This is a genomic window from Bradyrhizobium sp. LB13.1 (genome assembly GCF_054056815.1).
Window position 1 is genome coordinate 4,425,097 of record NZ_JBSRYQ010000001.1, and the last position, 15,836, is coordinate 4,440,932.

Annotated in this window: 20 protein-coding genes; 10 read left to right on the forward strand and 10 right to left on the reverse strand. The window is 57.6% G+C overall.

Annotation, left to right across the window (positions count from 1 at the left end; genetic code table 11):
- Positions 1-92: 92 nt before the first annotated feature.
- The 4 genes from ACVWYI_RS20995 to ACVWYI_RS21010 form a co-directional block, all read right to left on the reverse strand.
- The gene (locus ACVWYI_RS20995) at positions 93-995 is read right to left on the reverse strand and encodes an alpha/beta fold hydrolase (protein ID WP_354053318.1); all 903 of its coding nucleotides are present in this window, start codon (positions 993-995) and stop codon (positions 93-95) included.
- Between the two features lie 314 nt (positions 996-1,309).
- A complete protein-coding gene (locus tag ACVWYI_RS21000; RefSeq protein ID WP_354053319.1) occupies positions 1,310-2,476 on the reverse strand; it encodes an MFS transporter in 1,167 nt (388 codons plus the stop codon).
- Positions 2,477-2,837: 361 nt separating this feature from the next.
- Positions 2,838-3,164, reverse strand: coding sequence for a DUF3303 domain-containing protein (locus ACVWYI_RS21005; RefSeq protein WP_354053320.1), 327 nt, complete (start codon positions 3,162-3,164; stop codon positions 2,838-2,840).
- A 256-nt stretch (positions 3,165-3,420) separates the two neighbouring features.
- Positions 3,421-3,828 (reverse strand): hypothetical protein, encoded by a 408-nt coding sequence (locus ACVWYI_RS21010; protein WP_456663075.1) that lies wholly within the window; start codon positions 3,826-3,828, stop codon positions 3,421-3,423.
- A 740-nt stretch (positions 3,829-4,568) separates the two neighbouring features.
- Between ACVWYI_RS21010 and ACVWYI_RS21015 the strand changes: the two genes are divergently transcribed.
- Both ACVWYI_RS21015 and ACVWYI_RS21020 read left to right on the forward strand, forming a co-directional pair.
- The gene (locus ACVWYI_RS21015) at positions 4,569-4,901 is read left to right on the forward strand and encodes a hypothetical protein (protein WP_456663076.1); all 333 of its coding nucleotides are present in this window, start codon (positions 4,569-4,571) and stop codon (positions 4,899-4,901) included.
- An 86-nt stretch (positions 4,902-4,987) separates the two neighbouring features.
- A complete protein-coding gene (locus ACVWYI_RS21020) occupies positions 4,988-5,209 on the forward strand; it encodes a hypothetical protein (RefSeq protein WP_354053322.1) in 222 nt (73 codons plus the stop codon).
- Positions 5,210-5,377: 168 nt separating this feature from the next.
- On the opposite strand, the gene ACVWYI_RS21025 is transcribed toward ACVWYI_RS21020, so the two are convergent.
- Positions 5,378-5,728, reverse strand: a complete 351-nt coding sequence (locus ACVWYI_RS21025; protein ID WP_456663077.1) for a tyrosine-type recombinase/integrase — start codon at positions 5,726-5,728, stop codon at positions 5,378-5,380.
- A 172-nt stretch (positions 5,729-5,900) separates the two neighbouring features.
- Positions 5,901-6,677, reverse strand: coding sequence for a tyrosine-type recombinase/integrase (locus ACVWYI_RS21030; protein ID WP_456663078.1), 777 nt, complete (start codon positions 6,675-6,677; stop codon positions 5,901-5,903).
- An 828-nt stretch (positions 6,678-7,505) separates the two neighbouring features.
- Between ACVWYI_RS21030 and ACVWYI_RS21035 the strand changes: the two genes are divergently transcribed.
- The 4 genes from ACVWYI_RS21035 to ACVWYI_RS21050 all read left to right on the forward strand — a co-directional run bounded on the left by ACVWYI_RS21035 (position 7,506) and on the right by ACVWYI_RS21050 (position 9,384).
- Positions 7,506-7,832, forward strand: coding sequence for a hypothetical protein (locus tag ACVWYI_RS21035; protein WP_456663079.1), 327 nt, complete (start codon positions 7,506-7,508; stop codon positions 7,830-7,832).
- An 11-nt stretch (positions 7,833-7,843) separates the two neighbouring features.
- Positions 7,844-8,200 (forward strand): Rap1a/Tai family immunity protein, encoded by a 357-nt coding sequence (locus ACVWYI_RS21040; protein ID WP_456663080.1) that lies wholly within the window; start codon positions 7,844-7,846, stop codon positions 8,198-8,200.
- A 333-nt stretch (positions 8,201-8,533) separates the two neighbouring features.
- A complete protein-coding gene (locus ACVWYI_RS21045) occupies positions 8,534-8,863 on the forward strand; it encodes a hypothetical protein (RefSeq protein WP_456663081.1) in 330 nt (109 codons plus the stop codon).
- Positions 8,864-8,916: 53 nt separating this feature from the next.
- Entirely contained in the window at positions 8,917-9,384 is a 468-nt protein-coding gene (locus tag ACVWYI_RS21050) for a hypothetical protein (protein ID WP_456663082.1), read from the forward strand.
- Positions 9,385-9,822: 438 nt separating this feature from the next.
- Here the strand turns inward: ACVWYI_RS21050 and ACVWYI_RS21055 are convergent, their stop codons facing one another.
- Positions 9,823-9,960, reverse strand: a complete 138-nt coding sequence (locus ACVWYI_RS21055; protein WP_456663083.1) for a hypothetical protein — start codon at positions 9,958-9,960, stop codon at positions 9,823-9,825.
- A gap of 20 nt (positions 9,961-9,980) precedes the next feature.
- On the opposite strand from ACVWYI_RS21055, the gene ACVWYI_RS21060 reads away from it, so the two are divergent.
- The 4 genes from ACVWYI_RS21060 (at position 9,981) to ACVWYI_RS21075 (ending at position 12,363) form a co-directional block, all read left to right on the forward strand.
- A complete protein-coding gene (locus ACVWYI_RS21060; protein ID WP_456663084.1) occupies positions 9,981-10,304 on the forward strand; it encodes a hypothetical protein in 324 nt (107 codons plus the stop codon).
- Positions 10,305-10,629: 325 nt separating this feature from the next.
- A complete protein-coding gene (locus tag ACVWYI_RS21065) occupies positions 10,630-11,694 on the forward strand; it encodes a 2OG-Fe(II) oxygenase (RefSeq protein WP_456663085.1) in 1,065 nt (354 codons plus the stop codon).
- A gap of 219 nt (positions 11,695-11,913) precedes the next feature.
- Complete coding sequence (locus tag ACVWYI_RS21070) at positions 11,914-12,096, forward strand: hypothetical protein (RefSeq protein WP_456663086.1); 183 nt, start codon at positions 11,914-11,916, stop codon at positions 12,094-12,096.
- Between the two features lie 117 nt (positions 12,097-12,213).
- A complete protein-coding gene (locus tag ACVWYI_RS21075) occupies positions 12,214-12,363 on the forward strand; it encodes a hypothetical protein (protein ID WP_456649875.1) in 150 nt (49 codons plus the stop codon).
- A 187-nt stretch (positions 12,364-12,550) separates the two neighbouring features.
- Here the strand turns inward: ACVWYI_RS21075 and ACVWYI_RS21080 are convergent, their stop codons facing one another.
- The 3 genes from ACVWYI_RS21080 to ACVWYI_RS21090 form a co-directional block, all read right to left on the reverse strand.
- On the reverse strand, positions 12,551-14,413 hold the full coding sequence (locus tag ACVWYI_RS21080) for a carbohydrate-binding protein (RefSeq protein WP_456663087.1): 1,863 nt from the start codon (positions 14,411-14,413) through the stop codon (positions 12,551-12,553).
- 184 nt (positions 14,414-14,597) lie between these two features.
- Entirely contained in the window at positions 14,598-15,275 is a 678-nt protein-coding gene (locus ACVWYI_RS21085; RefSeq protein WP_456663088.1) for a hypothetical protein, read from the reverse strand.
- Complete coding sequence (locus ACVWYI_RS21090) at positions 15,262-15,714, reverse strand: hypothetical protein (RefSeq protein WP_456663089.1); 453 nt, start codon at positions 15,712-15,714, stop codon at positions 15,262-15,264. The genes ACVWYI_RS21085 and ACVWYI_RS21090 overlap by 14 nt, the downstream gene beginning before the upstream one ends.
- Positions 15,715-15,836: the final 122 nt, after the last annotated feature.

The window sequence follows — 15,836 nt, forward strand, 5'->3', positions numbered from 1 at the left end:
AGATAAGCCGACCCCAGGTCAAGTCGGCGCGGAAGTCAGCCTGTGACCCGAAGCCGCCATTGTTCGATTGAGCACAGCCGATCAACGCGAAATCAATGCTGTGACAGGAACTCCAACGTGACCTGATTGAAGACGACCGGATTCCGTGTCTGCATACCGTGTCCTGCATTCGGTATCACGACCGTTGCAGGAAACTCCCGGCACTTCCGCATTTCGTTGTAAAAAAACTCGAACTTGCTTGGACTTTTATCTCCCGTCATGAGCAGGACCGGAAAATCAAATTTCTTGACGTCGGCGCATGTGCTGATCGGGCGGCCTTTGTCACCCAGCGCCGAGTAAATGTTGACCAACACAATCTCTTTCGCAGGTTCGGGAAACTTTGCCCATGTGCCTGGGCTGCTTAACATATCAATGAAAACCTCCGCAGCTTTGGCTGGATCTCCGGTTTTCAAGTTTTCCTGCAAAGTTCCGATAAGCTTTTTTGAGAAATCTCCGGCTGCTTTGCCCTCGGCAGTCTCAGGCACCGGCATCTCAATGCTGCCGTCCGGTAGCACGAGCGTCCGAATGACTTCAGCGTGCGATTTCGCTAGCTCGACTGCAACCGCGCCACCCCGCGAATGTCCGATGAGATGCACCTTCCCGAGGTTTAATTTCTTGATCAATGCAGCGACATCCTGGGCGTGCTGTTCGATTGAAAAATCGGTGCCAGTGCCATCCCAGCGTTCTGGGTAAGAGTGTCTTAGGCTGACGGCAACCACCCGGTAAGAAGCGCTAAAAACGCTGAACTGAGCGTTCCAAACCCGGTAGTCGCTTGTCGAGCCGTGCACCAGCACGATGGATGTACCTTGACCCACGTCCCGGTAGGCCATGGGATATCCGTTGACGGCTTCCCATTTGAGTTCCGATGGAATGGGCCAGTTGGGCTTGACCTCTTGTGCCCAAAGCTGCGTGCTCATGCACACAACAAAGAGATACGACACCACGACGCGGCGCATTTGAAATCCCTCCTCAGGTAGTCTCTGAGAGGATCAGGCTTGCCTCAAGCATAGTTCTCCTAATGGGGCATAGTAGCAAGCGATAAGCTCAACTAGGCATAAATTTCTCAACTCAGCAGAGTCCGGTTGTGGCCCATCAGCGAAGTGGCGACGCCCTCACTATGGTCAGCTTAGTGGGCGCAGCGAACGAGATTTGCGTACGCTGAGTTTTCGTTTTTTGACCCCAAGCGGAAATTACGCAACATACCGATGAGGTGATGCAATAGCCCGCCTGCGCAATGTTGACGGGCGGTCCGTCCCGCAATGTTCTGGCGTCACGCAGGCTTGGTTGTGAACGCCGGAATGCGATTGCCAAGCCAAAGAAGCAGCGGGCAGGCGAGGATCATCGCGGCGCCGAAATCAAGAGCAGACGCTGCGCTACCGGCCCATTTGCCGATCGCGCCGGCGGCGGCGGGTCCGAGCATCATGCAGACGTAGAAGACGGTAAAGAATAAACCCATGCCGATCGCACGTGTTCCCGGCTGCAGCACCTTCGCCGGCAGACTCATGATTGGACCTGCCGGCAGCCCGGAAATAGCGCCAAGCGCCATGACTGTCGCTATCACTGCGCCGCTGCGCGGCAATATCAATAACAGCGAACCGAAGGCGACACAGCTGACTACGATAATTTGCTGCGGACGCCGAAATCGGTCAGCAAGGAAGCCTCCGAGGGGAACGGTCACGGCCGAGATCCATAAGACTATGCTGATGGCCGAACCTGCGGCCGCAATCGACCACCCGTGCTCGACTAGCATCGATGGTCCGAAGCTAAAGATCACTGCGAATCCAATGTTGAATAAGCCCCAGATCAGTCCCGCCGTGACGAGCGCCACGGCGACACCACGGCCGAGGTGCTGACTTGCCGGTTGGGACTGCACAGTATTCGGTGGCGCGCGGTAGCAGATCCCGAGCAGCAGCATGCAGCTGCTGATGAAGGCGGCTACGCCGAGGTGCACAGCGCTGACGCCAAGGCGTGTGCCGAGCAGCGGCAGCAGCAGCAGCGACAGCGCGATGCCAACCGGCCAAGAATTGATAAAGATCGCCATTGCGGTTGCGGTTTCCTTTCCGGCGAACCAATCTGTCAACATCTTCGTGAGCACGACGCTCATCATCGCGGCACCGGCGCCGGCCACAAGTCGGCCTGTGATCTGCAACGGCCACGACGGCGCCAATGCCATCAGCACGCCACCGGCGAGCATGAGGGCAAGCGCGCCGAGTACGGTTGCCTTGTCGCCGAACCGCTGACCGAAGGCGCCACCGGGCAGTGCCAGTGCAATTCCGGGGGCATGGTAAAGGCCGATCAGGATGCCGACGTCAGCAATGCTGAATACAAGTTCGCGTGACAGCAACGGCGCGACTGCACCAAGGCTCGAAAACTGTACGGCCATGGTGGCACGCACAAGGAAGAGAACGGTGAGAATGCCCCAGCGGTTATTCAACATGGCGCCCCTCGAGCAAGAACAGCTTGCGCGGTTCTCGGATTAAATCAAGACGCAGTTGTACGCCTGTGGGTTCATCGGGATAATCAACGGCGCGAACATTGGCTGGCAACTAGGGTCGGCAAGAAAATTGCGGGCGGCCCGCTGCCGCTACAGGTCTGCTTGTGGCCCGTCAGAAAGTAGCGGCGGACCTCACTGAGGTCCGCTCGCGAGGCATGCCGGACTAGATTTTGCTCATGTTGAGCTCTTCGCATTTGACCCAAAATTCAGACCTCGGCCTCCCACCCTTCATGTTTCAGTAGTCTTGAATTGAGACGCCCCGACCAATTGTCGTGGCGCTTGTCGATTTCATATCGTCCGCCAACTACCCTTTAGACGCTTGTCTCGCCCATTCGAGTGAACTTGCGTTTATCGGCACCGACTCGCCGATGTCGACGACCGGAACGACATCAATGTCATTCCAGAAAGTGTACTTTGCCACGAAGGCCGTGATGGCTTTTGGGTCGTTGGCTTCGACCAAAACATAGCCGCCTCGTCCCGCCAGGTTCGCCACGAACGCGTGTATCGTCAGCCCCTTCTCTTCATCCGGCTTCCACTTGCTGAACGCAGCAAGAAGCGATTGCGACCCTGCGAAGTTTTGGTCAAAGGAAAGACCGGCAGTGCGGACTGTATATTCGAGCATGTATTTCATGAAACACCTCCTTCAAAACTGGACAGTGAGCCACGCGCCCCATCTAATCTTAAGTGCGAGCGGTCGCGCAAGTGTTAGCAGCGGCGAGAGCGGCCTCAATGGTGAGAAGTTGTCCGGTCATGGCCCATCGCGTCGGTTAGCGCAGCGACATATCCAGAAATTCGACGCAACCCGGAAGGCACGTCAGAGGGCAAGCCGACGCGATCGGCGCCGTCGCGTGCGCCATTCGCTCCTACATTACTTGCGAGAACGAGCCTTAAGCCTTCAGGTCGGTGATCCTCATGATCGCGACCACGTTCCCATCATTGAACGCCTGCTCCTTTGTGTCCTTGTTGCAGGTCCAAACAAAATTCTTCTTGCCGGTAAAAGTCTTTTCGTCCTGCTCAAGCCGAAGCTCTCCTTCGGTGATATGGCAGACCATGGCATTCATCATCGGGGGCCCCATGGTCTTCGATCCCGGCTCCATGATGATGTCGCGCATTGAGACGGTCTTAAAACCCGGGATCAGCGATGGTGTGTCGCCATCATACTGGCGCACCACCACACCCGGCCATGGAGTTGTGTCCTTGTAGCCCGTAGTTTGAGCTGCGGCGGGCCTTATCGTGGCCGCCGTAGCCGCTGCCAACCCGAATGCCAATGCCGACCTTCGATCGATTGTGCTCATCACTTTTCTCCTCTGCAACAAGCCGCCGCAAAAGCTGCGCGCGTGGGGAACGTGAAATCGTGGTGTGAAACCGAAAAGGGGGCGGCCTCTTAGGGTAGCGTACCTGCCGATAGCGCTAGTACTGCTCGTTCGTCCCGAACGGTGACTTCGGCACATCCCGCTCGAGGGCAACCACATTCTACGAGACTGGATGCACCCCTAGAAATGGGTGTTCGCCCGGAGAGGCATAATGCCTCAGCTTGCTTAGAGTCCGAAGGTCGTACTCGCTGTCGGCAACTTCACACTGCACCCAACTGAATACGCAAGTCAGTGTCGCTGACTGGTCCTACGGCTGGTCGCAGGGCATACTTCGCGGAAGGCCCTGAGAGAGGAATATAATCGGCTGCCTTTGGCAGATGTACACGCACGATGAGGCATGATTTCCAAACCCATCCAATGATGCCGCTACGGGGCAAACTTGACGCTCGTCTCTAGCGATGTCGGCACGTGCCCCGAAGTTGCCTCCTGCGCCGATACCCTGGATCTACCCGCGGTGAGTGCACCAACTATTGAGACGTGATACTCTGTGTCCCGTCGTCCTCAGGCTTCGATGAGGATTGAATGAAGCGCGGGAGTTCATAGCGGGCACCGCGGTGTTGCTCGTTTCGCCACGGCGTTTGAGGGCCCAACGCTCGCCTCGCCGAATCGGTCTCTTGGGCGGATTCCTAGATTCTCAGGGTCGCGACGCGTGGCGCAGTGGCTTGCGCGAGAAGGGCTGGATCGAGGGCAAGAACCTGCTCGTTGAATATCGCTTTGCCGAAACCCCGGATCGCATGGCAACCCTAACTGCGGAGTTGGTGGCGCTAACTCCCGATCGGGTAATTGCCCTCGGGCCGTCACCAGCCCTTGCCCTTAAATCGGCAACTGCCACCGTTCCGATTGTGGCGTGGTTGTCGCCGATCCCGTGGGGCTCGGCCTCGTCCAAAGCCTCTCGCGTCCAGGCGGTAACATCACCGGTCTTGCGAGCTGGGTGCCGGGAGATTGGACCGCCAAATAAATACAACTCCTCCAGGAACTGGTTGCTGGCGCGCTAAAAATTGCGCTCTTGGTCAATCCGGGCAACCCCATGCACAGGCTGATGGTAGCCGAGGAGGCACCAAGCGCAGCGCGGAAGCTGGGCGTGGCTCTGCCGATAGTTGAGGCGACCACCGACGAGGAACTTGATATCGCCTTTGCGTCGGCCGCCGCCCAGCACGCCGATGCAATAATTGTTTTGGGCGATGTTCTGATCATTCGCCAAGCCCCACGAGTTATCGCGCTCGCGGCCAACATCATCTGCCCGCGATGCATTTCTTCCGACAATTCGCGGATGGCGGCTTGGTCGTCTATCGGCCTTGGCTGATCCGCGTCCATGAACGCCGGGCACTCGATTACTTCCGCTGATGGCCACCCTTAGCCGACCGTTTGCCGAGCGCCTTCCCATATCGGCTTCTTGGACCAGACCGGACGCCATGGAGATTGGACGCAACGCTTTTGCCTCCTGTTGCCCTAAGTCCGGCCGCTCGACGCCCTACCCTGTCCTCCAGTCATCCAATTGGGTTACCTTGGTGCCGCTCAGGAACACGGCCCAATCTTTCATTAACGCCCGGCGCTTTTCTAACTTTTGGCCTCGCTGATAGGCTGCGGTGGTCTCGCTCTTGTACTTGTGGGCCAGCGCAGCCTCACGTACGCCGTCCGGATGGTCGGTGCATTCCTCGGCCCAAGTTGCGAAGGTCGACCTGAAGCCGTGAACCGTTACATGCCCGTAGCCGATACGATCAAGTACCGCGAGCATCGCGTTTTCGGAGAATGACCCCCCTTCGGGATTGGTGAAGATCAGTTCGCCTTGGTGGCCGTCTCGCATCTCGTCGAGGACCGCCAACGCGGGATCGGATCCTGGTCCATCTTCATTCGCTCGCCGGGGATTTTCCAGGTCGAGCTCGGGCGATCGATCTCCGCCCAATGCGCTTCGACCGCCTCGTTCGTGCGGCAAGACGTGAAGATTAGGAAGCGTAGCATGGCGGCAGCTGTCCCCGACGCACCGGCAAGTAGCTTCATGAACGCAGGCGCCTCGGCGTACGGCAAGGCTGGATGATGGCGGACGACCCGCTTGGGGCGCTTTGGAAGCTTTTCGCGCAACTGCCTCGTAAGCTCGGCCGGATTGCGGAAGTCTGGATCGTCGATATCAACGTTCTTTGCAACAATCGTTTCAATCTGCCGCGGACCCGGTTCGCAGTCTCGCGCTTCTCCACCCAGATCGACTTGAGTAGATCGTGGATGTGGCTCGGCTTGATCTCCGGGATGGTGAGCTTGCCGATGGTGGGATAGACGTAACGCTTGAGGGAGGACGGCCACTGATCGCGATGCTTCCCGCTCCAGGTCGACCAATTCGTCCGGATGTAGGCTTCCGCGCATTCCTCGAACGTCGGCAACACAACCTTGGCCTCGACGGCTTTCGCATCTTCGCGCGCCGTTCGCCTCTCCTGCACTATGTCCACGCCGGCGGTGCTGCGATCGCCCTTCACGCGCAGCCGCGCTGCATCCCGTGCCAGCCGCGCATCCTTTAGCGACACGTCCTTTAAGGAACCGAGGCCGTGCCAGCGCTCCTTGCCATCTTTCCAATATCTGTATGACCAGCTCTTCGATGTTGGTCCGGTAATGATCAAGTAGAGCCCATCGCCATCGGCGTATTTGCCGGGCTTGGTTTGGCGTTCTACGTCGAGCGGTTTGAGCCTTCCAGCCATTGTTCCTCCGGGAAAAACCGTCCTCCGAACCCACGGGCAAAAACCACGGTCAGCGACCCGATTAGGAGGAACACCGGCGAACTGCAAAGTACAGTCTTTCGGTGCAAGCCACTGATTTTGCTGTGGAGTTCGAACAACTGCGAACAGAGGAGAACAATATACTGGCGGAAGGGGTGTCCGCCTAACATGATTTGAATTGCTAAGGTTTTCGTCGTCTTATAATTTGACCCACGATACTACCCACGATCCGGAGCTTACCGTAGAAAAAGCCCGCGCCGTTGCTGACGCGGGCTCCGGCGGGTGGCTTGTCAAGGATTGCTACTGAGCGGTGCCGAGCAGGATGGCCTCGTCATCCGACGTCCGCGTCGCCCACGCTGTCCGCGCGTGTTCGAGCCGGAGCGAACCATCCAAATCGTGATGCGCGGCCCACGCGTGGAGGTTGCCCGTCGAAGACTCCCCAACAAGCCAGTGGAGACCGCCCTTATAAACAACGGGGTCGCAGCCCTTGGCTCTCAGGCCTGCGTAGTAGGTGTGGGCACAGAAAGGCGTGGATGGGTCGATACTGGCGCTAGCATTAAGATTGAGATCAGACATTCATATCCCCTGTCGAACCGGCTCATTCGACCGGCCCCGAAACTGTGTTAACACGGATTCCATGAAGCGCCAACCCGTGATAACACGAAAAAAACGAGGCCCGCCCGCAACCGGCAAGGGTACGCTGGTTGGCGTTCGCCTTCAGCCGGACGATCTATCGGCCGTCGACAATTGGATTGCAGAGCAAGACCACGCACCTACCCGGCCGGAGGCTATTCGGACGCTGATGCGGCGGGCGCTCAAGATCAAGCCGAAAGCCTAGTTGCCCGCTCCATCGCCCTCGATCTATGGTAGCGCATTGGTTCTGGGGGATTTTCATCAATGTGGGTATTTCGAGCGCGCCAGCGCTGGGATGAGATTTATCAGATCAACCAGCGTACACGCGGGATGCGATTTGTTTTGGCCATGCTGTTTTGGGTCTGGGGCATCGCAGGTTTCGCCGTCATCATTGTTGACGCAGCAGACACAATGTCAAAGCTGCAGACCGGAGTTGGCGTTGGGCAATCATCTTTCCTGGCCGCTCTCGCCGTCGTCTGGATCGGCGGTATGGTCTTTTTCGGCCTTGGCTCTCTGCTCGCCGGAAGCGACATGGAGGTCGTGCAACGAGCCGCCGAGGACGAGTACGGCGATGTGCGGGTTACTAGGTAGGAGGCCACGAAATGAGGATTGCGATCCTGTCCGCCGCTCTCGCGTTCGCTCCCGTTTCGTCCGTACTCGCGAACGAAGCCGATTTCAATAGCGGCAACTACATGCTTCAACATTGCGAACACTACATATTCAAGCATGGACAATTCGACGTTTGGGACGGCGAGTGCGGCGGCGCGATCGGAACGCTCACTTTCCTGGGCAATGCGCTTCCCGAAGGCTTCAAAACCTGCCCTCCTAAGGGCCACACTAAAGAGCAGGCTGCTCGAATTGTCGTTAGTTACATGCAAAACAATCCGCAGATCCTCAATGAACCTTTTCGAATCCTGGCGATGACCGCCCTCAGTCGGGCATGGCCCTGCAAACTATGAATTTGAAGATCTTACGGCTTGCCTAACTAGGAGACCAGAACGATGACTACTGAGAACATCAACGTGACCTTCAAATGCCCAAAGTGCGGCTGCACCGAAATTTACCCTGCCCGATAACCACACTGATGACTCGCACGCCACCTGCAAAGAATGTGGTGTCGACTTCGGCCCCTATGATGAAATCAAGAAGCGGGCCGTTGATTTGGTGAAGAGCGACGTAAACAGGAAGATCAAAGAGGCGTTCGCGGGCGTCTAAGGGATTCAAGATCAGTTAGCCCATTCCCGCCATCACAAATTCCTCTCCGACTTGGAGCGGCTAGGGTAGCTTGAGCAATGCGCATCAAAGGCTGGGCTAGAATTGGTATTGTGCTTTCGGCCATATGGGCGATAGGCGGCGGGCTCTACCAAAACAACGAAGAACTATCTCGCTCAAACAGTTTCTTCCAATTTGCCTATGAAGTCTGTCAACGCGGCAAGGATGCGGGTACCACAGCGAAGGATTTCGACTGCTTCAAACAATCCTGGGAGGACGCTAAGCCATTTAGAGACCCTCGCCTGGGCGATGTTTTGTTTATGGCCTTTGCGCCCCTTCCCGTGTTTTGGCTGTTCGCATTTTTAGTTATCCTCATATTTCGCTGGATACGCAGAGGCTTTGCCGCCTAGCAGCCAGGTTGCGGATAGTGCAAGATGCGCGCTGGGAATAGCCGGGGGTAGTGATGGGATTCGGTGACTGGATCGGAATCATTTCGCTCGGGCTAGCTGTCCCACTCGGGATTGCCACCAACCTGCTCACCCCTCATCTAGTTTCTTATCTTGACCGACGCAGGCTTATAAAATGGACGCGAAGCAAAGGGCAGGAGCTGAGAGTCTACCGCCAGGTTAAAGCGTTCAGAGACGGTACCAGAGACAAGTATCCCTTTTACATAATGATGGGCGCGCTCTGCGTCTGTTTCGAATTGGCAGCTTCTACGCTTGCACTAACGGCTTTCATAACCTTCCCGCACCCCCATTTTGACATTACGGCTCTGGAGCCCGCACGTTTCGTTATTGGCCTTCTTAGCGGCGCTTTCTTTGCACTTGGCGCGGTATTTCTCGTTACCATTTCCGCTACAGAACGACGCATCGATAACTTCGATGAATATACGGCGGAAGTCCGCGAGAAGTGGGGAGATGACGCTGTCTAGTTAGGAGGTTGGCTAGATAACCGCGTCAATCGCCTTCACCGGCAACGCAGCGTCGTGCTGGGCCAGCGCGGCCCTCACCTCCACCGCTTCCGCCCGCCCCTAAACCCTGTGCCGCGCGATCTCAGCACCGGAGGCGTCGACCACGATTACGACCGTGCCCGCACCGCGGTCGTAATCGGGATCGCTGGCGATATCCCCCGCAACACATATTGGACCGCCAGCTCAGCAGAGCCAAACATCTCCCCTGCATCGTCCGCCTGTGTCTCTCCCTTGTGGAGAATCGGGAAGTAGTAACGTCGCATCGCCGCCCTCGTCTTTCAGCGCGGCGATCATGCCCACATCTTGGAGCGGCCGGCACCCGTCGGAAAAGACAGGGTTGGTCAAACGGCAGCGTTAGCATCGCGCCTCCCTACAACACGCGTCGCGACTTGGCGTTATTCACCGCGGCAACAACTCGGCCCGGAAGTTGCGCGCGTTCTGCTGGGCCATCGCCGCCTTAATCAGCGCAACGGTTTTCTCGCTGGCATCGCCTTGTATGTTGATCGAGCCGCCGTGAACGGTAACGCCGCCGCCCACTGGGCTATTAAGGTTGACCGGTGAGCCTTCCTGGCCTTGGCTGCCACCGCAATGATTGCGTGGATCGCCGCAATGGGCTGGGCCAGCTGGCGGCTGATGACCTGGTTGTTCTGACGAAGATGGTGCCCTCTGCCATGGAAGACTTTGACGGCCTTTCCGATCAGTTCATTCTACGGATGTACGAGTTCATCCGTCACGAAGTCCACGCCGACGTGTCGGCGGGTACGCGCCTTGTCGGCCCCGCCGCAAGGTGCCGGGCGGACCGCTTGTTCAAAGAGATCAGCCGCCGCGGTCTGTTCTGCAAGCCAATTGATTGGCCAGAGGAAAAGCACGACACTTGTTAACTAGGACCTGTACTCATAAACGTCGGCTTATCAACGCAGAGCGGAAGTCGCCCACCTTGGGCGTGATCGGCGGCTTGTGACCCATAGCCGAACCTGTAAATCCGCTGTGGAAGCTCTGATTTCGACCGCAAAAAGTATGTTGGCGCCAACATAGAAAGTCCTGCCTCTATTCGGCTGTTTCGACCCAAAGCGGGAAGATCTGACGTCTAGAAGCGACGGCGTTTGCGCGCGAGGCTAAGTGTCCCCCAAGCAGCACAATGTGGTCAAGAGTCTGTCAAAGTTCTGAGAGAATACGCGGCCAAATCCCCAATAGAGACTAGCGATCATGACCATCTCACCCCTTAGCGTCGGCGAACCGGCTCCCTGGTTTTCTGGAACGATACGAAGGAATGGTGAAGCCGCGGGCACCTTTGATGAATTAGCTGGTCGACACATCATACTGTTCTTCTTTGGCTCCGCCGCAACGCCCGAGATGATCGAGTTTCTGGCTGAGGTCGGCCGTGATAATAACCTACTCGACGGGACACGAGCCTTGTTTCTCGGCATAAGCAACGACCCTGAGGACGAGAAACAAGGACGCCTAAAAGATCACTATCGTGGGCAGTTGTTTTTTCTGGATGCCAATGGCGTTGTGGCGAAGCTATACGGATTGGCCGAACCTACCGTGACGCCAGTGGCCTTCCTATTGGGTCCAACAATGCAGATCATCGAGGTGGTTCCGTGGACTGAATCGGCCGCATTCCACAAACGGATCATGTCAAGTCTGAGCAATCGTCTCGCGAATCCGCCTCGCGCCCAGAATGCGCCAGTGCTGGTGGTTCCGCAGGTCTTTGACCGGAGCTTTTGTCGCGAACTTGTTGAGCTTTATCAATCGGAGGGCGGGCGCGAAATCGGTTCAATAGAAAAGGACGGAGAAATCGTCGAACGATTTGATCCAAACTTCAGGAAACGTCGCGACTACTACATCTCGGATCAACAGCGTATCGATCAAACCAAAGCGCTGCTGGCGCGTCGTCTACTGCCGATGGTCTTTCGAGCCTTTCAATTCCAAACGACACGCGTAGAGCGCTACCTTATTGGCTGTTACGATGCGCAGTCTGGCGGTTATTTTCGGCCGCACCGTGATAATACGGCAGCGATCGTGGCTCACCGACGTTTCGCCGTGACGATCAATCTCAATGAGGACTACGAAGGCGGCCATCTTCGCTTTCCCGAATTCGGAGATCAAGTTCGCTGCGCTACACCAGGCGACGCCATTGTATTTTCCTGCTCGCTGTTGCACGAAGTAACGCCAGTAACGCGCGGCCGTCGTTATGCATTTCTGTCCTTCTTCTACGATGAGCGTTCGCAACAGCTTCGCGAGCAGTATGCGAAGATGGGCGCCCGTTAGAGGATAGACGTCTAGGTTGGCGCCTCTCCATTCGCGAATGTCGCCTGTTGGCCCATCTGTGACCTCGGAGACCATTCGCTCTTCGGCCGCTGACATTGGTATCCTAATCACAACATAATCAGGACAATTGAGACGCGAGGTTACATCTGCGGTCGCCCTGGGTTTGCGTACCGCGCGCTATGTGTTAGACGGCGCTCCTACCAATGAAGGAGCGCCGTCTTGGCTAAGAAAACGAAGAAGACTGTTCGCCGCGAGTGGACAAATGGCGATATCAAGGACCTCAAGGCGCACTCGAAGGCTCGGACACCAGTCGTAAAGATAGCCAAGATGACCAAGCGCACCGAGGGCGCACTCCGTCAGAAGGCTATCGTGCTGGGAATTGGTCTGGGCCATCAGCGGTAATCGTCATCGTCGAACGACCTCCGCGCGTGCGGTTCCAGAATTAACCTGGCGCGCGCCCATCAAGCTTAACGACGGAATGATCGCGCGAGCGCCGGTTGCAGCCGCTAGGCTGCAAACATGGCGAAGCGCAACCGTCAAAAAGGCAAGCCGACATGGGCACCATTCGACCCGGAGATCGCGGCTCGATGGGCAGAAATCCTTCGCTTGCGAGGACAGATTAAGAAGGCGACTGCTAAGCGCAAAAAGAAGATCAGACGGCTGCACTGACGCCCTGAGTGGAAAGCGCCTCCGCAGCCACCGCAGACCCGACACGCTAGCGAATTGATCCAGCTTTGCGCCGAGTTGAACGACTAAATCATTTGCCAATTTACTTCCCTAATGAATGTGACATGGACGGTGACGGTTCTGGTTGTGCCGAACCCGTTGGATCGGATGTTTTGAAACTCTCTCCGATTTACATCCTAGCTAGAACACTCAATGCGTTTTGAGACGCTACGTTGATGTTGTTGGCGTTGGTGCTATCGCCCTGTTCGTTGGCTGAGAACACGTGCAAACCCAATAGCGGCGGAACCGAGTACGCGGCTGCTCCACCGACCTGAGTAGTATTCGGTCCGCCGGCAAGAACCCCTTGGCCGATAAAGGCATTAGTCGCATCCACACCAATACCCGAAACCGCGGCCGCCCCGTTCGCAACCAGACCAATGCGTGATGCACACGAAATCTGCGTCCCATCCTCAGCCAACCCGAACACAGCCGATATTTGATTGCCCGCGGATGCTCTCGCTTGCCTGACGGTTGCGCTGGAGTAGGTATAAGGAGCCCCGTTGTCGTTCGACGCCGCGGAAGCTGTCACGCGGTTGTAGGCGTTCCAGACGCCGAGAAACCCTGCGACGCCGCCCGATGCCGATCCGCCCACGATCCAGTCGAGTTGCGATGATGCGTTGCTGCGCGTGGTGCCAACATACGTTCCGCGCGATGCGGCCGGCCCATTGGTGATGCTGGCATTGTTGAGCAAGATGCCATTGACCTTCACCAGCGCCGTGCCGGCTGAACGGGTCGTGTCGTTCGTCCAGTCGGGGCCATGTGACAGGCGCTGCGTACCACCGTCATCCCATACGAACCAATCGTTAACCTTGCTGGCGCCGATCGCCGCCGGGTTCTTGGTCGTGTCGGTCGTCGCAATCGACAGTTCTGCGAACGTCGACATCGTAAATTTGGTGCCGTCATAGAGCGGCAACTGATTGCCGGCATAGAGCGCATAAAACAACATCGTCTTGGCGCTCTGCGTCGTCGTCATGACCGGCGTTGCCGTTGCAAGGGTCAATCGCCCCTGAGGCGGCGACAGAACGCCCAAATTGCCGCGCGAGGATTGCGCACTCGCCACGTCCGAAAGATTGTTCGCGCTCGACAGATCGCCAGCGCCGGGTTGGCCGACAACGTTGAGATTCCAACTCGCCCAAGTCGCGGAATTGTTGGTTTTATCGACAGTGATTGTTAGGGTCGTGCCGCTATAGGTCGCAACGCCTTCCATCCAATAGTTCACCGGATCGCCGGTATAACTAGCCCGCACTCGCGCACCATTGGTGTAAGCAAGCCCCGCCTGGGTCGTGAACGCCTTGGAGCCCGTACCGATCGCCAGTGATGTGATCGATGTGCCGCCGTAGCCGGCGCCATTAGTGCCATTGGTTCCAGCCGCGCCAGTCGATCCGGTGGCGCCAGTATCACCCTTGCTCGCCAGCAATTGCCAATAGGTCACGTTCGGCGGGGTGTGATTGGTGTGGGCGAGTACGCACACGTAGCTCGACCCGCTCAGCGTCACGACGTCGCCTGCCGCGTAGGCGGTGGCGCCAGACCACGCCCCGAGAAGCTGGAACGCTTTGTAAATACCAAGAAAGGTCCAGACACCAGCGACCTTCGCCCACGTCTTGCCGGTGGTCGGCTGGAACGCATACTGGCCGTCGTCTCCGAGCGAGGGGTCTGGCGTGGTCTGGCTGGTATTTACAAAGACAAAGAATCCGCTCGTATCAAGCGCTGAAACAAGTTTGGCGACGGACTCCGCGTAGGTCACGCCGACGATGCGCTGTTGCGACACTTTCCAGATGGCATATGCCGCTCCGGTCACCGTCGAGCCCGGCCAGGGCGTAATGGACAGATGCATCTCATCGGTGATGTCCGTGATCGGAACGCAAAAATGGCCGCTCTGGAAAAGATCCCCTGGCTTAACGTTGGTCAACCAAAGCGCGCTTGATGCGGTAACGATCGTTCCGTCCGCGCTAACGGAAACGGTGCCGGTGGAGTATGAAGAGAGAGCAGTCATTTGGAATTCCTTGATTCAATCAGAGCCCGCGCCTTTGCGATCGGAAGCCACTCGCCGTTTAGTTTCCACCAGATCTTGCCGGAGGAAGGCTGGAACGCGAGCCATCCGCGTGCATCCGGCGGTGGCGCGGTCATGTCAGGCGGGAGGTTGTTGGGATTTATTTTCACTGCTGGCTCGCGAGTCATCAGCGCGAGACCAATTTCGCCCCGACAACATCATTCGGCCAGCGGTGAATGATCCGCGTGCTAATGCCGTTGGTGGTGATTGTCGTCAGTTGCGCGAAGCCACCCACCCAACACGGAGTCCGGCCCTCAGCGAAGTCCCGGCTAGCGATATCACGCTGCGTTTTCAGCGCCGCAATTGCGTGGCTCTCAAGGTTTCGAGGCGCAGCGGCCAATGCAACCCGGATCTCCTGCTCATCCGCCTCGGTGTTGCACGGGCACGGGTTAAACCCGCGCGGCATGTCAATCACCCGCCATGATTCGAGGTGCTCGCCGCCGGCCTGCAGCGTCGTGATCCGGAAACCGGAGGGACCATGCTGTTCCGAAATTCCCGCGACCGATACCTCGAACGGGCTTGCTGCGCCCATTGCGGCCATCCGATCATTCAGCTCCATCAGCGTCGGCCCGATAGCGCCCTTGAACTCGTCAAAGCCGCTTGCAGTCATCGTCGATAGAGCCAGCGACACGGCCTGGAAAACAACAAACTGCTCAGCGCGGACCGTTGCGGCTGCTTTGAACTGCGGCAATAGAATCGCCTTATTGCAAATCGCAGTGATCGTTTGATCTGCTGTATTCCAAACAAGCCCGTCCGAGATGAGATGCGAGCCGTCAGAGCCAACGACAAGGTTAGATGCCGACATTGTAAAAATCCTCAAATTGAAAATTGACCATGCGTACTGCGCTGACCGGCAGCGAGCCGCCAATTGCGAGGCCCGCACCGATCGCGGTGCCTACACCTGCAGAAAGCGAGAGAGCGCTTGCAATCGCACCACCCAATGGACCAGCAAACGCGGCCACCGCGACCAACGCCACCAAGCCAATGACCTGCTTGGCGCCGCCGTTGCCGCCGCCACCGAGCGGATAGGAAACCAAGCGCACAGAGTCGCTGGCTCGGATGCGCCGACGTCGCCAGTCCTTGCGCAGCACCGCCTCGCCATTGATCTCAAGGATAGTCGGCAGGCCCTTGCGGAACTGCCAGCCATACTTGCGGTCTCGCGTTGCCCAACCAGAGCGCCGCAGGAAAGCGGTCACGGTCTCGCGCGGCAGCGGCATCTCGCGAGCAACCTCAAGGCCCGGCATGACGAGATGCAGGACGGGGTTGCGCGCGCGGAGATGCGGTAGGCGTGGCCTAGCCATGGAATGGACCCATATTTTGAATTGCAGATGCGCGCGGTTTGGAAAAACGCCGGTAGCCAGCGGCC

What these genes read in the sequence shown, in the direction of transcription:
- ACVWYI_RS21080 (WP_456663087.1), bottom strand. Translation starts at nt 14,413, where the DNA reads ATGACTGCTCTCTCTTCATACTCCACCGGCACCGTTTCCGTTAGCGCG.
- ACVWYI_RS21065 (WP_456663085.1), top strand. Translation starts at nt 10,630, where the DNA reads ATGACCATCTCACCCCTTAGCGTCGGCGAACCGGCTCCCTGGTTTTCT.
- ACVWYI_RS21040 (WP_456663080.1), top strand. Translation starts at nt 7,844, where the DNA reads ATGAGGATTGCGATCCTGTCCGCCGCTCTCGCGTTCGCTCCCGTTTCG.
- ACVWYI_RS21050 (WP_456663082.1), top strand. Translation starts at nt 8,917, where the DNA reads ATGGGATTCGGTGACTGGATCGGAATCATTTCGCTCGGGCTAGCTGTC.
- ACVWYI_RS21035 (WP_456663079.1), top strand. Translation starts at nt 7,506, where the DNA reads ATGTGGGTATTTCGAGCGCGCCAGCGCTGGGATGAGATTTATCAGATC.
- ACVWYI_RS21085 (WP_456663088.1), bottom strand. Translation starts at nt 15,275, where the DNA reads ATGTCGGCATCTAACCTTGTCGTTGGCTCTGACGGCTCGCATCTCATC.
- ACVWYI_RS20995 (WP_354053318.1), bottom strand. Translation starts at nt 995, where the DNA reads ATGCGCCGCGTCGTGGTGTCGTATCTCTTTGTTGTGTGCATGAGCACG.
- ACVWYI_RS21075 (WP_456649875.1), top strand. Translation starts at nt 12,214, where the DNA reads ATGGCGAAGCGCAACCGTCAAAAAGGCAAGCCGACATGGGCACCATTC.
- ACVWYI_RS21000 (WP_354053319.1), bottom strand. Translation starts at nt 2,476, where the DNA reads ATGTTGAATAACCGCTGGGGCATTCTCACCGTTCTCTTCCTTGTGCGT.
- ACVWYI_RS21005 (WP_354053320.1), bottom strand. Translation starts at nt 3,164, where the DNA reads ATGAAATACATGCTCGAATATACAGTCCGCACTGCCGGTCTTTCCTTT.
- ACVWYI_RS21010 (WP_456663075.1), bottom strand. Translation starts at nt 3,828, where the DNA reads ATGAGCACAATCGATCGAAGGTCGGCATTGGCATTCGGGTTGGCAGCG.
- ACVWYI_RS21045 (WP_456663081.1), top strand. Translation starts at nt 8,534, where the DNA reads ATGCGCATCAAAGGCTGGGCTAGAATTGGTATTGTGCTTTCGGCCATA.
- ACVWYI_RS21090 (WP_456663089.1), bottom strand. Translation starts at nt 15,714, where the DNA reads ATGCCGGGCCTTGAGGTTGCTCGCGAGATGCCGCTGCCGCGCGAGACC.